This is a genomic window from Chryseobacterium geocarposphaerae, assembly GCF_002797535.1.
Taxonomy (GTDB): Bacteria; Bacteroidota; Bacteroidia; order Flavobacteriales; family Weeksellaceae; genus Chryseobacterium; species Chryseobacterium geocarposphaerae.
In genome coordinates, this window is the sequence record NZ_PGFD01000001.1 from 2,507,110 (window position 1) to 2,525,450 (window position 18,341).

General features: G+C 33.1%; 15 protein-coding genes. 11 read left to right on the forward strand and 4 right to left on the reverse strand.

From position 1 onward, the window contains the following. The first annotated feature begins 33 nt into the window (after nucleotides 1-33). Genes CLV73_RS11180 through CLV73_RS11195 form a run of 4 tightly spaced genes read left to right on the forward strand, consistent with a single transcriptional unit; the run spans nucleotide 34 to nucleotide 3,754 of the window. The gene (locus CLV73_RS11180) at nucleotides 34-1,011 is read left to right on the forward strand and encodes a glycosyltransferase family protein (RefSeq protein WP_100376877.1); all 978 of its coding nucleotides are present in this window, start codon (nucleotides 34-36) and stop codon (nucleotides 1,009-1,011) included. Beyond that, nucleotides 1,008-1,946 (forward strand): glycosyltransferase family 2 protein, encoded by a 939-nt coding sequence (locus CLV73_RS11185; protein WP_100376878.1) that lies wholly within the window; start codon nucleotides 1,008-1,010, stop codon nucleotides 1,944-1,946. The genes CLV73_RS11180 and CLV73_RS11185 overlap by 4 nt, the downstream gene beginning before the upstream one ends. Next, complete coding sequence (locus tag CLV73_RS11190; protein WP_100376879.1) at nucleotides 1,943-2,914, forward strand: hypothetical protein; 972 nt, start codon at nucleotides 1,943-1,945, stop codon at nucleotides 2,912-2,914. The genes CLV73_RS11185 and CLV73_RS11190 overlap by 4 nt, the downstream gene beginning before the upstream one ends. 3 nt (nucleotides 2,915-2,917) lie before the next feature. Then, the gene (locus tag CLV73_RS11195) at nucleotides 2,918-3,754 is read left to right on the forward strand and encodes a glycosyltransferase family 2 protein (RefSeq protein WP_100376880.1); all 837 of its coding nucleotides are present in this window, start codon (nucleotides 2,918-2,920) and stop codon (nucleotides 3,752-3,754) included. Here the strand turns inward: CLV73_RS11195 and CLV73_RS11200 are convergent. Further along, nucleotides 3,751-5,805 carry a glycosyltransferase gene (locus CLV73_RS11200; RefSeq protein ID WP_100376881.1) on the reverse strand — a complete coding sequence of 685 codons (2,055 nt, stop codon included), beginning with the start codon at nucleotides 5,803-5,805 and terminating at the stop codon, nucleotides 3,751-3,753. The genes CLV73_RS11195 and CLV73_RS11200 overlap by 4 nt on opposite strands. Before the next feature lie 137 nt (nucleotides 5,806-5,942). Here CLV73_RS11200 and CLV73_RS11205 point away from each other — a divergent pair, with 137 nt between their 5' ends. From CLV73_RS11205 to CLV73_RS11215, 3 genes are read left to right on the forward strand one after another with little or no spacing between them, the layout of a single operon-like run. Continuing rightward, nucleotides 5,943-7,094 (forward strand): glycosyltransferase, encoded by a 1,152-nt coding sequence (locus CLV73_RS11205; RefSeq protein WP_100376882.1) that lies wholly within the window; start codon nucleotides 5,943-5,945, stop codon nucleotides 7,092-7,094. A gap of 36 nt (nucleotides 7,095-7,130) precedes the next feature. Further along, nucleotides 7,131-7,994 (forward strand): glycosyltransferase family 2 protein, encoded by an 864-nt coding sequence (locus CLV73_RS11210; RefSeq protein WP_100376883.1) that lies wholly within the window; start codon nucleotides 7,131-7,133, stop codon nucleotides 7,992-7,994. Further along, nucleotides 7,994-8,818 (forward strand): DUF6492 family protein, encoded by an 825-nt coding sequence (locus tag CLV73_RS11215; protein ID WP_100376884.1) that lies wholly within the window; start codon nucleotides 7,994-7,996, stop codon nucleotides 8,816-8,818. Before CLV73_RS11210 ends, CLV73_RS11215 begins: the two co-directional genes overlap by 1 nt. A gap of 121 nt (nucleotides 8,819-8,939) precedes the next feature. On the opposite strand, the gene CLV73_RS11220 is transcribed toward CLV73_RS11215, so the two are convergent. Together CLV73_RS11220 and CLV73_RS18920 are read right to left on the reverse strand one after the other, a co-directional pair. Then, entirely contained in the window at nucleotides 8,940-10,202 is a 1,263-nt protein-coding gene (locus tag CLV73_RS11220; RefSeq protein ID WP_228424319.1) for a hypothetical protein, read from the reverse strand. Beyond that, complete coding sequence (locus CLV73_RS18920; protein ID WP_157798780.1) at nucleotides 10,202-10,357, reverse strand: cupin domain-containing protein; 156 nt, start codon at nucleotides 10,355-10,357, stop codon at nucleotides 10,202-10,204. The genes CLV73_RS11220 and CLV73_RS18920 overlap by 1 nt, the downstream gene beginning before the upstream one ends. Nucleotides 10,358-10,547: 190 nt before the next feature. On the opposite strand from CLV73_RS18920, the gene gltX reads away from it, so the two are divergent. Together gltX and CLV73_RS11230 are read left to right on the forward strand one after the other, a co-directional pair. Beyond that, complete coding sequence (gltX, locus tag CLV73_RS11225) at nucleotides 10,548-12,053, forward strand: glutamate--tRNA ligase (protein WP_100376886.1); 1,506 nt, start codon at nucleotides 10,548-10,550, stop codon at nucleotides 12,051-12,053. Nucleotides 12,054-12,101: 48 nt separating this feature from the next. Continuing rightward, nucleotides 12,102-13,058: an acetyl-CoA carboxylase carboxyltransferase subunit alpha gene (locus CLV73_RS11230; RefSeq protein ID WP_100376887.1), complete on the forward strand. Its 957-nt coding sequence runs from the start codon at nucleotides 12,102-12,104 to the stop codon at nucleotides 13,056-13,058. Between the two features lie 72 nt (nucleotides 13,059-13,130). Here CLV73_RS11230 and CLV73_RS11235 read toward each other — a convergent pair whose 3' ends face one another. After that, nucleotides 13,131-13,826, reverse strand: coding sequence for a DUF6759 domain-containing protein (locus tag CLV73_RS11235; protein ID WP_100376888.1), 696 nt, complete (start codon nucleotides 13,824-13,826; stop codon nucleotides 13,131-13,133). A gap of 144 nt (nucleotides 13,827-13,970) precedes the next feature. On the opposite strand from CLV73_RS11235, the gene tsf reads away from it, so the two are divergent. Further along, nucleotides 13,971-14,795 carry a translation elongation factor Ts gene (gene tsf, locus CLV73_RS11240; RefSeq protein ID WP_100376889.1) on the forward strand — a complete coding sequence of 275 codons (825 nt, stop codon included), beginning with the start codon at nucleotides 13,971-13,973 and terminating at the stop codon, nucleotides 14,793-14,795. Between the two features lie 194 nt (nucleotides 14,796-14,989). Continuing rightward, nucleotides 14,990-18,340: a T9SS type B sorting domain-containing protein gene (locus tag CLV73_RS11245; RefSeq protein WP_100376890.1), complete on the forward strand. Its 3,351-nt coding sequence runs from the start codon at nucleotides 14,990-14,992 to the stop codon at nucleotides 18,338-18,340. Nucleotide 18,341 lies beyond the last annotated feature (1 nt).

Below are 18,341 nucleotides of genomic sequence, written 5' to 3' on the forward strand. Positions count from 1 at the left end.
AAATTTAAAAATTAAAATCTTTATTTTTGTGATATGAAAATTTGTTTGATTAGTTTTGATTTTTGGCATTATGACGAGCATATCGTTAATAAGCTCAAAGAAAAAGGCATTGAGGCATACCACATCAACATTGGAGCTTTCACTCACAAAAATTTTGGAGCAAGAGTAAAAAATACCTTCAGTAAAGTTTTCTTAGGCAAAAATCTCAAGCACGGAAAAAGACAAAATTTCATTATAGAGTCTTTGCATAAAATAGGGAAGCAGGATCAGATTCTTGTCATTAATCCTGAAGCTATTGAAGAAAGGGTTCATAAAGAGATCAGAAAATATGCAAAAAGAAATATTGCTTATCTCTACGACAGTATGTCTAGAAATCCGGCCGAACATATTTTACATTTTTTTGATACCGTTTTTTCTTTTGATGATGAGGATGTAGCAAATTTTGGGTTTCATAAAATCACGAATTATAATTATCTGGAATTCTGTCCTGCAAAAAAGCAGCATCCTAAATTGGATCTTTTCTACATCACATCATATGATACTCATAGATTGCAAAGACTAAACGTATTGATTAACAAAATAAATCAACTCAATATCTGTTTCAAGACAATTGTTGCCGGAAAAAAAAGCTGGAAAAAGAAAATTACCCAGATAATTGATCAGAAGAACATTGACATTATTACATTCAGAACCAAGAATATTCCCCAACAATCTTTGCCCAAGCTTTATAAAAATACAAAAGCGATTCTTGATCTTCAACGAAATAATCAAATGGGATTAAGCTTCCGTATTTTTGAGGCAATGGCACTGGAAAAAAAATTCATTACAGATAATATTACCATAAAAAATTACGATTTTTATAATCCTAATAATATATTAATTATGAATGATGATTGCAGTAATATTGAAAAGTCATTTTTTGAAACAGAATACCAAAGTATTCCACAAGAAATCTATTATAAATATACACTCGATCATTGGATAAATACGGTTTTTAATCTGAATAAATGACAAAAATATCTGTTGCAGTCTGTACTTATAATGGCGAAAAATTTCTTCGTCAGCAAATAGATTCTATTTTAAATCAAACGCTTAAAGTAGATGAAATTGTTGTATGCGATGATGGTTCAACAGATAAAACATCCCAAATCTTAGGCGATTATCAAAAGAAATTCCCCGAAATATTCAGGATTTACATTAATGAAAAGAATTTACGAAGTGTAAAGAATTTTGAAAAAGCTGTTTCTCTGTGTACCGGGGAGATTATTTTCTTAAGCGATCAGGATGATGTTTGGGAAAAGAATAAAGTAGAGGCTTTCGATACATTTTTCACGCTGAATAAGCAAACTGATGTTCTTTGTTCCAACGGACACATCATTAATGAAAATAATCAAAAGCAGGATCTGTATACTGTTTGGGACGTTCCGGAATTTTTATACGCAAATAAACAAGAAATCGATTATTTTAAAATTTTTGCAACAATCGGCAATTTTGCGACAGGAGCAGCAATGGCTTTGAGAAAATCTATTTTACCTCAAGTTCTGCCTTTTCCCAATATTGAAGGTCTTCATCATGATGAATGGATCGCACTTAACTCATCAGAACAAAAAAAGTTCGCGTTTCTAAACGAAAAACTTTTCTCTTATCGTATTCACAATGAACAACAGGTGGGAGGAATATCTTACCCGAAAAATGAGGCTTCCAAAGAAAAGCTGATCAATAGATTTGACTATAATAAAAAAGCCAAAACATTTAGGGATTTTAAAATAAAATTCAGAACCCTCAATGATAAAGAAAGAAAATTCAGCAGTTTTCTGGAGAAAAACACGGATCCGAAAGTTAAGCGATTTGTAGAAACAGTTCAAAAAGAAAGACAGGTCCTGGAACAAAACCTAAAATCTGAACATTTCTTATTTTCTCTCTTTTTTAAATATTTTTACCGATGAGCAGAATACTTATCATTATGCACAACTATGCAGGAATTTCAGATCTTATCAAAAGAAACTTAAAGGATCTGCACTATGATAATGTTGATTTCATGTTATATTCTGAAGAAAAGTTCAGATATAAGAATCTAGGGGAAAAACTGACTAATCTCTACCGGAAAATTTTTCTAGGTGATAAAAAATATAAAGAAAAACTCAGAGCTTCATTTATAGAAAATACGCTTCTTCAAAAAGCCAGAAACCTTCCGGAATATGATACAATTTTGATGATGACTACCGAGTTTTTTTCGGACGAATTCATAAGTGTCATTAGAACGAAAACTAAAAAACTCATCGGTAATCATTGGGATGGACTCAAAAGAACGCCCAGTGTTTATCCCAAGCTAAAGTTTTTTGATAAATTTTTCGTATTTGATCCAGACGACGTTGATGAACAAAAAAATATTTTCTTCCTCACCAATTTCTTTTTTACTTTTGACGAAACAAACGACTCGGCTAAGATTGAAAATGATGTTTTTTACATCGGGACATATGTTGAAGAACGTTTTAAAGCTCTAAAGAAAATATCAGAAACTTTAAGCCTGAAGAAAATTTCACAGAAAATACTTCTTTTTAATTGGGATAAAAGAGAGAAAGACGGAGAAATTGTTTTTACTAATGATTTTCTAACTTATGATGAAAATATCAAATGGGTAAAAAGTTCGAAAGCTCTTTTAGATTTAAAATTAAAGGAACATAATGGACTTTCATTCCGTTTTTTTGAGGCCTTAAAATATGAAAAAAAGATTATCACGGATAATCCACATGTGAAAAATTATGATTTTTACAGAAAGGAAAATATCTTCATTATTGGTGAAGATTCTGAGCGTGAACTTAATAATTTTATTGAAACATCTTACTTTGAAATTCCTTTAGAAATCAAAAATAAATATAACTTTGAAAGCTGGTTCAAAACACTAACTTCTTAAGATATGAGCGAGAAAATTTCCGTCATTATTCCTTATTACAAAGGTGAAGACTATATTTATGAAACGCTTAAGAGTGTTTATGATCAAACTTACCAGGATTTTGAAATTATAATCGTAAATGACGGTTCCGATCGTACTCTATTAAATTCGATTGAAAGCAATGAAGCTTTTAAAAATCTGAAAATTATCCATCAGGAAAATCAGGGACAATCTTCTGCAAGAAATAACGGAGTGAAGCATGCTTCGGGAAAATATCTTCTTTTTCTGGATTGTGATGATATCATAGACAAAACTTTCCTTGAAAAGACCCATAAGATCCTTAAAAACAAACCTGAAATCAGAATTTGCTACACCAAAGGTAAATTCTTTGAAAAAACAGATAAAGAATGGGTTCTTCAGCCATTTAATACATTTGATTTTTTAATTGAAAACTGCATTCCTATCACAGCACTTATTTACAAAGAAGATTTTGAAAAAGTTGGCGGATTTGATACAAAATTAAATTATTACGAAGACTGGGATTTCTGGATCTATTTAATTGAAAAAGGAGCAAAAGTCAATAAGATTGAAGAATTTCTGTTTTTTTACAGGATCAGAAACACGACCAATTCTTTGACAAACACGAGCATTGACAACAGCTCAAAGCTTTCTGATAATTTTTTTGAAATTTACAAAAAGCATTATACTTTTTACAAACAGAATGGGCTCGATTTTCATTCGATTATGAGTCTTATCCGTGAAAATAAAAAGTACAAAGCCAAATATTATAATGAATGGTACAGAAAGCTTATGTATAAACTATTCAAACCGAAAAAGTATCAAAGGATTTATAAGAATTAATCTTTAAATCCTAGATATTCCAACATTTTCTTTATATTTTCCTCCTGAGTTTCTATAGAGAATTTCGATAACGGTTGCAGGCTATTTTCATGCAGAGTTTGCCAAAGATGTTCATCATTATACAGCTCCAGGATTTTATCTGCAAAATTCTGTGGATTTTCATCGGAGATCAAAGCGGTTTTCCGGTCTTCCAAGCTCATACCTTCTGCTCCTATTTCTGTAGTAACTACCGGTAACTTAAACTCCAATGCCTGTCCGATTTTCCCTTTCACACCTGCTCCGTAACGAAGCGGTGCTACGAAAACTCTTGCATTTTCAAACCAATGGTCAACCGATTTCTGATAGCCCAAAACCTGGAATTTATCTGAATGATATTTTTGTTTTAAATCTTCTGGGAAATCCGGGCCTAAAATAAATACTTTAATATTTTCATTCTTTTTCCAAACCAAAGGCATAACGCTCTCATGTAAAAATTTAACCGCATCAATATTTGGTAAATGATTATATCCACCGATGAACAATACTCCTTCTCTTTTTGAAAAACCTACAGCATTAGCATTTACAGGTTTATGGATGTTGCTTACTGTGAAAATTTTATCAGATTTTACTCCGTTTTTAGAAACTGTATTCTTTTCTTCGTCACTTATGGAAAGAACCGCATCAGAAGTATTCATTCCGAAGTATTCTTTTTCTTTGAAGAATTTTATTTCTTTTTCTCTTTCTTTTGTTACTAGGTCAATATAGCCGTTCTCCCTTTCCATTCTAAGATAGTGAAGATCAACCATATCATACACAATTTTCTTTCCTGAAATTTTATTTTTGATCTGGCCGTACCAATGATCAAAACCGATAGGGCGGAAAATCCAGATGATATCAACAGAATGAATCGCTTCTTCAATCTGATCTGCAACTTTTATAATTTTATCTTTTGGAGTAACATAATCCATACAAACCTGCACTCCAATTGACCTGAAAAATTTCACATAAGGACGGTCAATGGATTCTTCAAAGTGCTTTACTGCCAAAATAATTCTGTGCCCGTTTTTCTGGAGGATCTTTACAATTTCCAAAAATCTTCTCGATCCTGAATCCTGATCAGGTTTTGGCATATTTTCTTCCAGAAAAAGAAAATTCGGCTTTTTGAAATGGGTATTGTAATTGATCTTTCCATCTGGTAAAAACATCTCATTTGTAAAATAATTATCCCATTTTTCCAGAAAAGTTCTCTTGTCTTTTGCAAAAAGTTTTTTTTCTTTATTCGGAATATTTTCAAAATGAACAATTTCCGAAAGAGGTTGGTAATAAGTATCTAATTTTTGCTTATTTTTCAGTCTAAGGCACAAATCTGCAACCCCGGAATCAACAGATAAAAAAGCTTCATCGAGAAGATTAAGATTTCCTTCCGTATTTATCCTGCTAAATAATAAACTGTTTTCTGAACAGCAGTCTACTTTTCTCAAATAATCATATTGAGGAGCATCAATAGCTTCTCCTCTACCGATACTGATAATTCCAGATTTTTTAAAAATAAGGCATCCTGCTTCTTGTAATGTATTATCTGGTGAAACAATTTTTGATCCTACCGCTCCGACATTTTCTTTTGTTTTAAAAACATCTAACAGACTGGATAAACAATACTCCTGAATCTCAACACTACTGTTCAACATATAAATATAGACTCCTTTTGCAGACTTTATACCTTTATTGATATTTTGCGTAAGATCAGCATCTTTATCACTATTAATAATTACGATTCCAGGAATTCTGTCTAAAAACTGTAATGTATCTTCCAGACTTTCATTATTGATAATAATAATTTCTTTAGAAATATTTTTATCATACTGCTCCAGTGTATAAAGGCAATTTAAAGTTTGTCTGATTGAGCCTGAGAAAAAAATTATGATGGAAACTTCGGGGTTTTTATTTATTTCGAAATTAAAAGAATAGTTTTCAAAAAACTTTATTTCAAAATTATTAATCTCAAGTTTTCTTTTATTTTTAATAAAATTTCGATCCTTTATTTTATTTTTAAAAAATCTTTTAATTCCCATTTTTAATTTATTATTTTGTCGTGCCTTTATTTTTTAGGAAAAACGAAATTAAGCATTTTATTACAAATTCCTTAGAAAGTAGTTCTTCTAAAAGTTAAACCAAAAACAAAAGGTAATTTGAAATTATAATAAATATCATGAACTTTTCCGATAAAAAGCTACTTTTCTTTTTTCCTGAAAATCCATTTTCAAAGCGTGCTGGAAATGTATTGCGTTGTTATACCAACCTTATGCAGCTAAAGTCATTGGGATTAAGCATCGATCTTGTAGGTGTAGAGGATTACTATAAAAGTTTTGGAGATTCTTTTGAAAATATGGCTCCTGAAATCATTGACAATGTCTTTGTTCTGAAAACCAACCCGCCGAAGAAAAAACTAACTTTTGAATATTGGAAATATAAGTTTCTCAAGAAATATGGGGAAAAAAATCCTAACCAATACCTTACTCATTTTTTAAAAGATAATTTCAGAACAGTTCTTGCTCAGAAAAAGTATGATTATATTGTAATTAATTATGAATACTGGACAGATCTTATCCGAGGTCAGGACTTAAAAGGAGCAAAAACAATTATCGACACGCACGACTGGATTACCTTAAACGAATTTTACAATAATGCAACTATTGATTTAGGCAAAAAATTTGGGGAGGAAATCAACAATCTTTCGTTCTATGATAAAGTAATTACCATTTCTCAGGATGAATATTTTATATTTAAAAGTCTCCTGGGTGAAAAAGTGATCAATATCCCACCAAGTTTCCCTGAAAATTTCGATGATACGAGCCAGCAAAAGAAATATGACTTAATCTTCGTGGGCTCTGATAATCCTTTCAATGTATTATCAATTCAATGGTTTGTTGAAAAAGTTCTGCCCCTGCTTTCCGAAAAAATAAGAATCTGCATTATCGGAAGAATTTGTAAACATGTTCCTGATCATCCCAATATCGAAAAGCTTTTTTTTGCAGATGATCTTAAAACATATTATCATGCAAGTAAAATAGCAATTTGCCCGATGCTGAAAGGAACCGGCATCAAAATTAAAGTTGTAGAGGCATTATCTTTCGGATTACCCGTTGTAGGAACGGAAAAAGCGATTGATGGTTTTTTAGACAAAAAAAATAACGGCTGTCTGGTGAGTGATGATGAGAAAGAATTTGCAGATATTATCAAAAATCTTTTAAATAACCCATCCGACTACGAAAAACAAAAACAGGAAGCCATACACTTTTTCAAGAATAATTTCTCAGAAGAAAAATCTATTGAACTTTGGAAAAATAGCTTAACTTTTTAATTACCATATATTCTATCTTTATATATTAATACCTCTATGCAAGATTTAGCAATTATTATTTTAAATTATAATTCTTTTGATGATACTTCTCGTGAAGTAAGTAAGTTATTAGATGAAGGCTGCATTGAAAAATCCATTTATATTGTAGATAATAACTCTGATGATAAGGATAGGATCACACAGTTCTCCCTGCAAAACAAAATCAACTATATTATAAGTAATAAAAATGGAGGTTATGCTTATGGTAATAATCTGGCTATTAGGCAGGCTATAAGTGATGGAAAAAAATATTTTCTGCTCTTGAATCCTGATATTGATATCAGTATTTCCTCCATCGAGGGTTTATACAATGATCTGCAGAATCAGCCCGAAGTAGGAGTTATTGGCCCTAGAATATGCTACAGAAATAATTCAGGTAAAATTTATTCTGATGGCGGCTTATTGTTTCCTGAAAGAGGATTTATGGGGGGACATGTGAATTTTAATATTGATACATCAGAAGTACAAATGCCATCATACAATTATAATATTGATTATGTGGATGGTAGTGCCATTATGTTCAGAAAAGAAGTTTTGGACGATATTGGATTTATGAATGAGCGTTTTTTCATGTATTATGAAGAATCAGAATGGTGTCTTAGAGTTAAACAAAAAAGCAACTGGAAATTAGCTGTAAATACCACTATTTTAGCTTTTAATACTTATAGTGATAAAGGAAGCTTCTATGAATATTATATGACAAGGAACCGATTCTGGCTTTGTAGAATGTATAATGGGAATATAAAATTTGTAAAAAAAGAACGTTGGAAGCTTGCCAAAAATGCTTTTAAAAATAAGCAATACTCATTGGCAAAAGCATATTTTAAAGGAATATACAATGGACTTTATTCAAAATTGTAATGGAAAAAATTATCTTATTTATAAAGACTTATAAAAATGATTTCCTTGTTTTTAAAAAATTATTGGCTTCAATTATAAAACATAATAAAGACAATCTACCGTTGGTAGTTTCTGTAAATGATGAAGATTTTAATTTTTTTGACAAGGAATTCAAAGAAAGAAATTTTCAGCTGATAAAGGACAGTCAGATTGATCCATGTTCCATAGAAAATAATTGGGTTTACCAGCAAATCATAAAATCACAGGTACATAAATTAAATATCTGTGAGAATTATGTATGCATAGATTCCGATAGTCATTTTATAAAAGATTTTTATTTTCAGGATTTCATGTATTCCGATGAAATTCCGTACACTGTCATTCATGAACAGAAAGAATTATTTGGCTGGAGCAGTAACAATATTGAAAAAATAGGTTATAACCCCAAAAACGAGTTTTTAAATGACCGAAGATATATTATGGATAAACTTAAAAGGAAAGGAAAAATATACGATTTCGGGCCTTCTCCTGTTATCTGGTCTACAAAAGTCTGGAGATCATTTGAAGAAAATTATCTGAAAAAGAGAAACCTCACCTTCAAATCTTGTTTTGAAGAAAGACCAAGTGAATTTACCTGGTACGGAGAATGGTTATTAAAAAATGCCGTAATTCCTATTTATCCGGCTGAGCCCCTTTTCAAAGTTTTTCATTACGAAAAACAATATGATGATTTTCTTAAACAAAAATTTACGTTAGAATCTTTGGAGGAAAATTATCTCGGTATTGTTCTACAGTCAAACTGGAATAAAAACAAAGAGAAAAAACGTTTTAGATTTTTCAGATAAAACTAACACGACACAATACTGATATTGTGTCGTGTTAATTATAATTAATGATAGCGAAGAATAATAGTTTAATAATGATTTTCACTATCAATAAATATTTTAATTTTAAAACTGAAAATTATTATTTAGTAAGACAAGCGTCCAGCTTTTTCTTATTAAGCTGAAATTCTCTATACTTAAACACTCCGGATTTATAGGCAATAATAGCTCCAAAATCAATGTTCTCATTATCTGTATGCATGGGAAAAAAACAAGATCTGTATGTATTTTGTTCTACAAATGGTTTAGCTAATACCTTGAAATTGAGCCCATCTTTAGAATAAGCTAGATAAAGCATATCTGAAGTATATTTCCTAACCTCGCCAGCAGCAATACATAAAAAGTAATATCCATCTACATAAGACGCCTGTATATGCCATGGAGCATATTCAGGATTTACATTTGTCCAGGGTTTATTAATGAAATTAACTACCTTACTTTGCTGAAAATTTGAAAAATCCAACCCGTTCTTAGAAGTCCTTTGAATAATATATGACGGATCATTTCCAGGAAAATTTGGACTGATATTATTTTCTACTTCAAAACTTACATACTCTTGACCGTCATAAACAATACTGGGTGAAAGAATATGATTATTTTTAGGAGAATAAGGGGGATTACTGGTATAAACAGCTTCTAAGGGACTCCAAGATATTCCGTTTGTAGAAGTCTGCCTTACAATGGTTCGCTGAGCATTATTTTTTAATTTTTTCAAATTATTTTGGCTTTTAGCGCCTCTATTCTGTAATGAACTAGCTTTTATAAAGCTTCCTCTATAATACAACGAAAACTTACCTTTTTCAAAAGTCCAGTCCACATCGGACCAAAAGGTATATTTAGCTGCGCCATCTTTTTCTGGGAAGGATTCATTCAATGATGGAGCTTTCTGCAGAGGACCAGTCATACCATTTGGGCTACTCCAGTTTAATCCGTCATTAGAAACAACGACGGTTGGGTTTTCATATCTTTCAGATTCACGAACGTTTCCTATTACTCCAAAAAAAGGAGTGAAAACCATCCAGTATTTATATCCGTTGAAACCATTAGGAAAATATTCTACATCGGGATGACAATAGGAAAAATTAGGCGAATTGATATTCTTTATATAGGAGGCATCATTTTTTCCCGGATAATTCCCATTTGCCATTACATTAATATTCACAGTTCCAATATCCGTAAGATAATTCATCACTCCTCCATACTCAATATTATTATCAGATACGGCAGGTATATTTTCAGCTAACAAACTTTCTTCCTGTTGTGAGCAGGAAGTGATAAAAGCAATAAGCAAAAGTGGTAAAAGCTTTAGCTTATTAATATAATGAGGCGTCATTATTATACGCATTATTTCTTATTATCTATCATAATATCCTCACCCCTTACAATATCATCTTCCTCAAAGTAGGTTCCTGTCTGTAATTCAATTCTTTTTAGCTTATAATTAGGCTCATCTGCTAAAACGTAATATTTTCCCAAAGGTCTTTCTCCAATTTCTAACATAAATTCAGTTTTTATAAAAATTTTTCAGCGAAAGTAATCAAAATACCTTTTCAAAACTAAAATTGACATTAAATTTTGTTTATTTTTACAATTAAATCAATTAATTAAACACTTCTCTACATTATAATTATTAATATCCTTTATATAGTACCTTCCATTTTCTTAAATTTGCACCAAAATTTTAATTGAAATGGAGAAAGTAAGAGTACGTTTTGCTCCAAGTCCTACAGGACCTTTGCATTTGGGAGGCGTAAGAACCGCATTATATGATTATCTTTTTGCCAAAAATCAGGGTGGTGAATTTGTATTAAGAATTGAAGATACGGATACCGCAAGATACGTAGAAGGAGCAGAAGAATATATAGAAGAAGCTCTTGAATGGTGCGGAATCATCGCTGATGAAAGTCCTAAAAAAGGAGGAAAATTTGCTCCATACAGACAATCTGAAAGAAGAGATATTTACGACAGATATACAGAGCAGATCTTAAAAACAGATTATGCGTACATTGCTTTTGACACAGCTGAAGAACTGGATGCCATCCGTGCTGAATATGAAGCAAGGGGTGATGTTTTCTCTTATGACAACAAAACAAGAAACCGATTGAGAAACAGCCTTGCTCTTTCTGAAGAAGAAGTTCAGAAATTACTGGATGAAAAAACACCGTATGTGGTAAGATTCAAAATGCCTGTTGACAGAACTTTAAATCTTGAAGACATCATCCGCGGAAAATCATCTGTTAATACAAATACTTTAGACGATAAAGTTTTGGTAAAAAACGACGGAATGCCGACTTACCATTTTGCCAACATTATCGATGATCACGAAATGGAAATTTCTCACGTGATCCGTGGTGAAGAATGGCTGCCTTCTTTAGGGTTACATACTTTGTTATATGAAGCCATGGGCTGGAAAGCACCTCAGTTTGCTCATCTTTCATTAATTTTAAAACCAGAAGGAAAAGGAAAATTAAGCAAAAGAGACGGCGACAAATTCGGGTTCCCGGTTTTCCCGCTGAACTTCACGGATCCTGTTACTGGAAATGTTTCTAAAGGATACAGAGAAAGCGGATATCTTCCGGAAGCGTTTATTAATATGGTTGCTTTATTAGGATGGTCTCCTGCAGATGATAAAGAAATTTTATCCCTAGATGAAATGGCAAAAGAATTTGATTTAAATAAAGTTCACAAAGCCGGAGCAAGGTTCAGTAAAGAAAAAGCAGAATGGTTCAATCACCAGTATATTCAGAAAACATCTGACGAAGATTTATTGAATATTCTTAAAAATTCATATTTAAACCTTACTCTTTCTGATGAGAAATTATTAAAAGTAATCCACCTGATGAAAGAAAGAGCAACTTTCCCTAAAGACATTTATGAAAACGGGAAGTTCTTCTTCGAAGCTCCAACGTCTTATGATGAAAAAGCTTCAAAAAAAGCATGGAATGATGAAACTTCCGCAATTTTAGGGGAATTGTCCACAAATTTGGAGGGAGCGGACTTTAATACTGAAAACCTGAAACAGATTGTTCATGACTTCGCTGAAAACAAAGGATTGGGGATGGGTAAAGTGATGATGCCTTTACGTTTAGCGTTAGTAGGAGAACTGAAAGGACCTGATGTTCCGGACATCATGGAACTTCTTGGAAAAGAGGAAACTATCTCCAGAATAAGCAATGCTATAAATAATTTTAAATAAAATTACCATATTTTTCATACATTTGAAAGATTTAATTTACTTCAAGAAATGGAATATTTAAGTTTCGAACTTCCTATAAAAGAATTAATGGATCAATATCAAACTTGTTCTTTAGTAGGAGAAGAAAGTGGTGTTGATGTAAAATTAGCATGCAGCCAAATTGAGGATAAGATTTTAGAAAAGAAAAAAGAAATCTACGGAAATCTGACTCCTTGGCAAAGAGTACAACTCTCCCGTCATCCGGATCGTCCTTACGCTTTAGACTATATCAATGGAATGGCAGACAAAGGCAGTTTCTTAGAACTTCACGGTGACAGAAATTTTGCTGATGACCCTGCAATGGTAGGAGGCTTAATCACTCTTGACGGTCAAAGAGTAATGATTATTGGAACTCAAAAAGGCAGAACAACTAAAGAAAGACAATACAGAAGATTTGGAATGCCGAATCCTGAAGGATACAGAAAAGCTTTGAGATTGATGAAGCTTGCTGAAAAATTCCAGATTCCTGTAGTAACTTTAGTAGACACACCGGGAGCTTACCCAGGATTGGAAGCAGAAGAAAGAGGTCAGGGAGAGGCAATTGCCAGAAACATTTTTGAAATGGTTCAGCTTAAAACCCCGATCTTTACTTATATTATTGGAGAAGGAGCCAGTGGTGGAGCATTAGGAATTGGTGTAGGTAACAAAGTATATATGTTAGAAAACACTTGGTATACGGTAATTGCACCTGAAAGCTGTTCCTCAATTCTTTGGAGAAACTGGGACCACAAAGAAGATGCTGCCAATGCGCTGAATCTTACTCCAAAAGATGCTTTAAGAGAAAAATTCATTGATGGAATCATTGAAGAGCCACTTGGAGGAGCACATTATGATTCGGAAACAACTTTCCTGAATTTGAAAAACTCAATTTTACAGAATATCAAAGCGTTTTCAAAATTCACAGGCCAGGAACTTGAAACCCAAAGACAGGATAAATTCATTGCAATGGGGCAATTCAAAGGTTAAAATATAAAAAAAAGGTTAAGAAAAATTTTCTTAACCTTTTTTTTATATTTTATTGTTTTCCTTCTTATTCTTTTATTCCCCTATATTTAGAGCAATCTCAATATCTTTATCTATTTTCTTTACAGTAGTATATGGTGAGTCACACACTTTAGTAGACAGCTGATAATCTCCTTTATCTACCATAACATAATTTTCACTTCTTGAAGGAATAATCAAACTATAGTTTTTCTTGCCGCTTATTTTCATCTCCATATTACATTTTGATTTATTTTTAACATTCACATATGCTTCTTTATCACTAATATCATTGTTAAAAATATGTGTCAGCAAAGCCGCAGTTTTCTTTCCGTGTTCGTCCGGTTCAGATTTTTTACTCGTCCCACCTACGCTTGCATAATTTACTGTTCTTGCCGGAGCTGCAGATTTAAGACTAGTATTTGATGCTAACGATTTATTAACATCCGCTTTAGGAGTAACTTTTTCTTTTCCTACAGATGCCATCATAGGTTTAGATTCAGTAGGAGAAGGCGTCGCCATAATAATATCCATTAGTTTTCTCTTGAAATGGTCTGTTTTAGGATGATTGGGATTCTGTTTCAAAAATCCGGCAATCACTCTGGCTTCACTGCTATTTTCAGCATCGGCTTCAGTATAGATAATAGCCGTTTCTTTTTCAACAACAGCCTTTGTTTTAGTTTTTGCTTTCTTTTTTTGAGAAAATCCTAAAGAAAAAACACATAATAATATAAGAAGAAATATTTTTTTCATTAACCAAATATTTAAAAAATTATTAAATAACTAAATAACGTGAAAAGTCATTTTTTAGTTTATCATTAAAATCATTATCTTTGCACTGCTCAAAAATAAACTAAAATTTAATACGAATCTTTAAATAAAAAAATAATAGATATTATGTCTTATACACCAGCTGCTGCAGACGTAGCAAAATTAAGAAACCAAACAGGTGCAGGTATGATGGACTGCAAGAAAGCTCTAGTTGAAGCTGAAGGAGACTTCGAAAAAGCGGTAGATATCCTTAGAAAAAAAGGACAAAAAGTTGCTGCTAACAGAGCTGACAGAGAATCTACTGAAGGTGCTGTAATCGCAAGAGTAAACGAAGATAACACTTTAGGTGCAATCATTTCTTTGAACTGTGAAACTGACTTCGTTGCTAAAAATGAAGCTTTCATCGAGCTAGCTTATGAATTAGCTGAAATGGCTATCACTGCTGCAACTAAAGAAGAATTATTGGCTACAGATTTCCACGGAATTACTGTTGCTGAGAAATTAATTGAACAAACAGGTGTTATTGGTGAGAAAATCGAGATCGGCGCATTCGAAAGAATCGAAGGTCCTTTCTTAGGAGCTTATATCCACGCTGGAAACAAAATTGCTGCCATCACTTCTCTTTCTGCTAAAGTAGACGGAGCTGATGAAGCTGCTAAAGCTGTTTCTATGCAGGCTGCTGCAATGAACCCAATTGCTCTTGACGAAACTATGGTTTCTCAGGAAACTATCGATAAGGAATTAGAAATCGAAAGAGAACTTCTAACAAAAGAAGGTAAGCCTGAAAACATTATCGAAAACATCCTTAAAGGTAAAATGCAAAGATTCTACAAAGACAATACTTTGGTACACCAATCTTTCATTAAAGACCCAAGCATCTCAGTTGCTGACTATGTAAAGTCTGTAAACGGAGATCTAAAAGTAACAGGATTCAGAAGAGTAAGCTTATAATTTATTCTTTCAATCTAAAATATAATCCCGGTGATTTTTCATCGGGATTTTTTTATTCCGTAATTACACCAATTTATTGATTATTAAAAAATCATTAAATATTTAATAATATTAACCATCCTATAAATCACAGTTGAAATTTTATGTAAAAAATTGATTTTTAATACTTACATTTGCATCCCTTATTGAAAAAAATGAAAAAATTTCTATTAACCATTTGTACATTTCTTTGTTTATTCTTTAATGCTCAGCTTGATACGGATCATTGGTTTGCTCCCATGGCTTCAAAAGCAGGCTCAAGCGGACTGAGCGGTTACTTATATCTATCAACAAACGAAACAACTCCATTTCCTGTACAGGTTTTTAATAACAATACGCTCTTTACCACCGTACAAGTAAGTAAAGGAAACCCTGTACAGATAAGTATTCCGAACGACTTTTTAATTACAACCAATCAAGCGCTCTTATTTGCTCCCAATTCTATGGGAATGTATGTAAAAGGCACAAAAAAATTCTTTGCCAATTATCGATTTTCTTTACAAAACCATGCTGAAATTATCACTTCAAAAGGTCTTGCCGGGTTGGGAACGAAATTTTATGCAGGAGTAATACCCATTACGGGTATAGCCAACTATGTAAACTCTACGATTGGAATTACTGCCACTGAAGACAATACATCTGTCGTGATTTCCGGATACAACCCGAACGTTATTTTTTCTGATGGCAGCTCCTCTGCTACTAAAACATTTACTCTTAACAAAGGACAGTCTTATATTTTAGACGCGGTAAGTTCGGACTCACAATATAATTTAGCAGGTCTTGTAGGAGCAAAAATAGAATCTACAAAACCTATTTCTGTTACCAATGGAAATTTCAACGGAATATACACGAACCAGAATTTCACCAACAATGATGTTCTTATGGATCAGGCAGTTCCGGTTGACAGATTAGGAAAAGATTTCGTATTGGTAAAAGGTAACGGGAATATCACTTATCAAATGGAAACCGCCCTTTTGATTGCCACTGAAGACAATACCCAAATCACCCTAAACGGTGTAAGTACAGGAATTACTTTGAATGCAGGGCAATATTTTATGGTTCCGAGCAGTAATTACATCAACCAGGGTAATGGAAATTATAATATGGGAATTTCCACTACCAAAAATGTTTATGTTTATCAATTATTGGCAGGGATTACAGGAAGCTCGTCCGTCAATGAATATGCAACCGGCGGAATGAATTTTATCCCCCCTTTAAGCTGTTTCATGCCTAATAAAGTTGACGAAATTGGATTTATCAACCAAATTGGCGCACAAACGTACAACACAAAACTTAATATCATTACCCAAACGGGAGCAACGGTAACATTTAACAACAACCCGATCGCTGCTGCAAACGGGCCTTACCCTGTAACAGGAAACCCGAACTGGGTAACCTACTCCATTCCGAATGTATCAGGAACGGTTACTGTAAGTTCCACAAAATCCGTAACTGCTGGAATTGCTGCCGGAAGTGGGGCTGTAGGATACGGAGGATATTTTGCAGGTTTTTCATCAGTGCCGGTAATTTCTAAAACAGGAGATTGTTATTTAGGAGTCTTATTACAGGTTGACAATACTTATGACAGCTATCAATGGTATCTTAATGGTAATATTATTCCCGGAGCAACTTCTTATTCTATCAATCCTGAATTATATGGAGCCGGAAGCTACACTTGTTTAGTTACCAAAACCAATTGCGAATCTAAGCTGACCACTGCATATAATTATACACTTTGTCCACCAATTACAACAACAACATACAATATTGGATCTTGTAATACGAAAACCATCATTCCTGCGTTTACGAACTCTACACAAAGTATAGTTCCTGCTAATACGGCAATTATTTCCGCTCCCGCTTCAGGAACAGCAACTGTGAATCCTACGACAGGTCAAATCACTTACACTCCCAATGCAGGATTAACAGTAAATACAACAGATACTTTTATTTATTATATACAAGGAAACGGGAACCCAGCAGATTTTGAATATTTTAAAATCATTATCAATACCAATGTACTACAGATAAATAATACTTCGTTATCTTCTTGCGCAGATGCAAACGGAAACGGAACCTTCAACCTTACTACAGCCAACGTATCTTCTGATCCAGGGATTACTGTTACTTATTTTACCAATGCCAACTTAACAGGACAAATTACAACTCCAGCAACCTATACAGGACCCGCAGGAACAGTATATGCTAATGTAACTTCACAGTATGGGTGTTCAAAGGTGACACAGATTAATTTAACAACCAATCCATCTCCTAATGTAAATACCGCTAATTTCAACGCTACATTATGTGATGATAATTTTGATGGAATCATCAATGTAAATTTTGCGAATATCACACCACAGATCGTTAATAACTCCACAAACTTTACTGTAAGATATTATTTGGTTCAGGCAGATGCCAATGCAGGAAACGCAAATACATTACCCGCAAACTGGACCTATACTACCAACACCACCGTTTATGTAAGAGTAGACGCAACTACAGGTACATGTGCGACGGCTTTTGGCCAAATTAATTTTAAAATTGGCAACAGACTTACCTTACTTAATAACAATATCAGTGTAGATATTTGTGATAACAACCTTGACGGCTCCGAAACCGCCAATTTAAATGATTATAAAAATCAATTTACAGCAGATCCATCAGTAACTTTAACTTTTCATTCTACTTTAGCTGATGCACAAAATGGTAGTAATGCCCTACCTGCTTCACAGATCATCACTTCTGCAAGTACATTCTATATCAGATTCCAAAGTCCTACAGAATGTCCGAATACAGCAGTTTTAAATATTAAATTAAAATCACCAAAAAAATCTGGCACGCTAAGTGATCAGGTTATTTGCTCAAATGAAAAAGCAATACTTAATGCAGGAACAGGGTTTACATCATATCTTTGGAGCACAGGTGCTACCACTCAAAGCATTACAGTCGGAACGGGTACTTACTATGTAGATTTAGGATTTAATGGTTGTGTCTATCGTCAAACCGTAAATGTAACTGCGGCACAGGCTCCGACTATCACTAGAATTGAAACTTCAGGTTCTACAGCTACTGTTTATGTTACCGGAGGAACTCCTCCATATCAGTATTCTTTAAATGGAATTGATTATCAGTCCTCCAATGTTTTCACCGGATTATCAAGAGGCCCACATAAGGCTTATGTACTTGGAAAAGACGGATGTCAGCCGACAACAAAAGACTTCCTAATTGTAAATCTCATCAACGCTATTACTCCCAACGGAGACGGCCATAATGATGTATTAAATTATTCAGATCTGAGAATTAAACAAAACGTTTCCATTGAAGTAGTGGACAGATATGGAGCGCTTGTTTACAAATCATCTGACAACAATTATATCTGGGATGGAAAATCAGGAGGAAGAACGCTTTCTACGGGAACTTATTGGTATATTTTAAAATGGACTGAGCCGGATACTAAATTGCCCGTTTCATATTCGGGATGGATATTGATCAAAAACAGATAAT